This is a genomic window from Flavobacterium sp., assembly GCF_043773265.1.
Lineage (GTDB): Bacteria > Bacteroidota > Bacteroidia > Flavobacteriales > Flavobacteriaceae > Flavobacterium.
The window spans coordinates 1-2772 of the sequence record NZ_JAYVFH010000130.1; the positions used below are offsets into that span (position 1 = coordinate 1).

Consider the following 2772-nt stretch of genomic DNA (forward strand, 5'->3'; position numbering starts at 1 on the left):
GCCATTACTTCTCGTGATTTAGAAAAACTACAAAAAACTGCCGAAGAGTTAACCACAGAAAATGGTGGAAAATGTTTGGCATTGCAATGTGATGTTCGACATTACGACCAAGTTGAAGGTATGTTAGCATCAGTATTAAAAGAATTTGGAAAAGTAGATGTACTTTTAAATAATGCTGCAGGAAATTTTATTTCACCAACCGAAAGACTTTCTGCAAATGCATTTGATACTATAATTGATATAGTTTTAAAAGGTTCAAAAAATTGCACTTTAGCATTAGGAAAACATTGGATTGCTGCAAAACAAACCAATTGTAATGTTTTAAATATAGTTACAACTTATGCTTGGACAGGTTCTGGATATGTAGTTCCAAGTGCAACTGCCAAAGCTGGAGTTCTTGCAATGACAAGAAGTTTGGCAGTAGAATGGGCAAAATATGGAATTCGAATGAATGCCATTGCGCCTGGACCTTTTCCAACAAAAGGTGCATGGGAACGACTTTTACCTGGTGATTTAGCATCTAAATTTGATATGACTAAAAAAGTACCATTAAGAAGAGTTGGAAATCATCAAGAATTGGCAAATTTGGCAGCTTATTTAGTATCCGATTTTTCTGCCTATGTAAATGGTGAAGTCGTTACAATTGATGGTGGCGAATGGCTTCAAGGCGCAGGAGAATTTAATATGCTAGAGCAAATTCCGAGTGAAATGTGGGATATGCTAGAAGCTATGATTAAACAAAAAGGAAGTAAATAAGTGGTCAGTTTTTAGTGTTCATTAAAACTTAGTGAAATGAAAATCACTCGGTCTTTTTTTAAATTTTCTTGTTTTCTAAATAATTTTATGTTATTACTATAATCTGAATATTAAAAACTGATTACTGAAAACTGAATACTGACCACTGAATACTAAAAATTACAACATTGTTAACAAAATACATTTTCATAAACCATAAATAATTGTATTTTTACCACACAAAATTTTAAAGAATTCAATGGGTAAAATCATAGCAATTGCTAATCAAAAAGGTGGTGTTGGTAAAACTACAACTTCAATTAATCTCGCAGCATCACTTGGTGTTTTAGAGAAAAAAGTGCTATTGATAGATGCCGATCCGCAAGCCAACGCAAGTTCTGGACTAGGAATTGATGTTGATAATGTAGAAATTGGAACCTATCAAATTCTAGAACACAGTAACATTCCAGAAGATGCAATTGTGCCTTCTTCATCACCTAATGTAGATGTAATTCCTGCTCATATTGATCTTGTAGCCATAGAAATCGAACTTGTAGACAAGGAAAATCGTGAGTATATGTTAAAGCAAGCTTTGGCAACTATTAAAGATAAATACGATTATATTTTGATAGATTGCGCACCATCATTAGGTTTACTAACTTTAAATGCACTAACTGCTGCCGATTCTGTTGTAATTCCTATTCAATGTGAGTATTTTGCATTAGAAGGATTAGGAAAATTACTAAATACTATAAAAAGTGTACAAAAAATTCATAATCCAGATTTAGATATTGAAGGTTTACTTTTAACGATGTTCGATTCTCGATTACGTCTTTCTAATCAAGTAGTTGAAGAGGTTCAAAAACATTTTAATGATATGGTTTTTACAACAATTATTCAACGAAATGTTAAACTTAGTGAAGCTCCAAGTTTTGGCGAAAGCATAATAAACTTTGACGCAACTAGTAAAGGTGCAGCAAATTATCTTAGTTTAGCAGAAGAAATTATTAAAAAAAACAGTAATTAATTTACAGATTAAATGGCACAAGCAGTTAAAAAACAAGCTTTAGGAAGAGGATTATCAGCACTTTTAAAAGATCCAGACAACGACATTAAATCGGTGAACGATAAAAATGCCGATAAAGTTGTTGGTAATATTATTGAGCTTGATCTTGAAACTATTGAAATAAATCCGTTTCAACCTAGAAGCAATTTTAATGAAGATTCACTAAAAGAATTAGCATCTTCAATAAAAGAACTTGGTGTTATTCAACCCATTACAGTTAGAAAATTAGATTTTAATAAATACCAATTAATTTCTGGAGAACGACGTTTGCGTGCTTCTAAACTTATTGGTTTACCAACAATTCCTGCCTACATTAGAATTGCAAATGATAATGAATCACTTGTAATGGCATTGGTAGAAAATATTCAGCGTCACGATTTAGATCCAATAGAAATTGCACTTTCTTACCAACGATTAATTGACGAAATTCAATTAACACAAGAGCAAATGAGCGAACGAGTTGGAAAAAAACGCTCTACAATTACCAATTATTTACGTCTTTTAAAATTAGATCCAATTATTCAAACTGGTATTCGTGATGGATTTATTTCTATGGGACACGGAAGAGCAATAATTTCAATTGAAGATCAAGATATTCAGGCCGGAATTTATCAAAAAATTGTTAGTCAGAATTTATCTGTTCGTGATACAGAAGTTTTGGTAAAAAAACATCAAGATGGATTGAAACCTGCTTCTGCAAAAGCAACTAAACAAACTTCATTTACTATTGCAGAAGATCAAAAGAAGGCGTTTACAAATTTCTTTGGTGCTAAAGTTGATGTTAAAATTGCAGGAAATGGAAAAGGTAAAATTGCAATTCCATTTCATTCTGAAGAAGATTTTAATCGAATAATAAAACTTATAAACGGTTAGTGAAAAAGTTAATTTACATAGTAATTATATTTCTTTTTTTGGGAAATTCAATTTTTGCACAAGTAGAAATTGATAAAACATTAATTATAACAGATACA

At 31.4% G+C, this 2772-nt stretch carries 3 protein-coding genes; all 3 read left to right on the forward strand.

Annotation, left to right across the window (positions count from 1 at the left end; all coding sequences use genetic code 11):
• On the forward strand, nucleotides 1-756 hold a 756-nt coding region (locus ACH2BO_RS07175), incomplete at its 5' end, for an SDR family oxidoreductase (protein WP_395044071.1).
• A gap of 238 nt (nucleotides 757-994) precedes the next feature.
• Nucleotides 995-1762 carry a ParA family protein gene (locus tag ACH2BO_RS07180; RefSeq protein WP_395044072.1) on the forward strand — a complete coding sequence of 256 codons (768 nt, stop codon included), beginning with the start codon at nucleotides 995-997 and terminating at the stop codon, nucleotides 1760-1762.
• Between the two features lie 12 nt (nucleotides 1763-1774).
• Nucleotides 1775-2674 (forward strand): ParB/RepB/Spo0J family partition protein, encoded by a 900-nt coding sequence (locus ACH2BO_RS07185; RefSeq protein WP_395044073.1) that lies wholly within the window; start codon nucleotides 1775-1777, stop codon nucleotides 2672-2674.
• Nucleotides 2675-2772: the final 98 nt, after the last annotated feature.

Bases quoted from the DNA above. Each gene is read 5' to 3' on its own strand.
- ACH2BO_RS07180 (WP_395044072.1), top strand. From the start codon at position 995: ATGGGTAAAATCATAGCAATTGCTAATCAAAAAGGTGGTGTTGGTAAA.
- ACH2BO_RS07185 (WP_395044073.1), top strand. From the start codon at position 1,775: ATGGCACAAGCAGTTAAAAAACAAGCTTTAGGAAGAGGATTATCAGCA.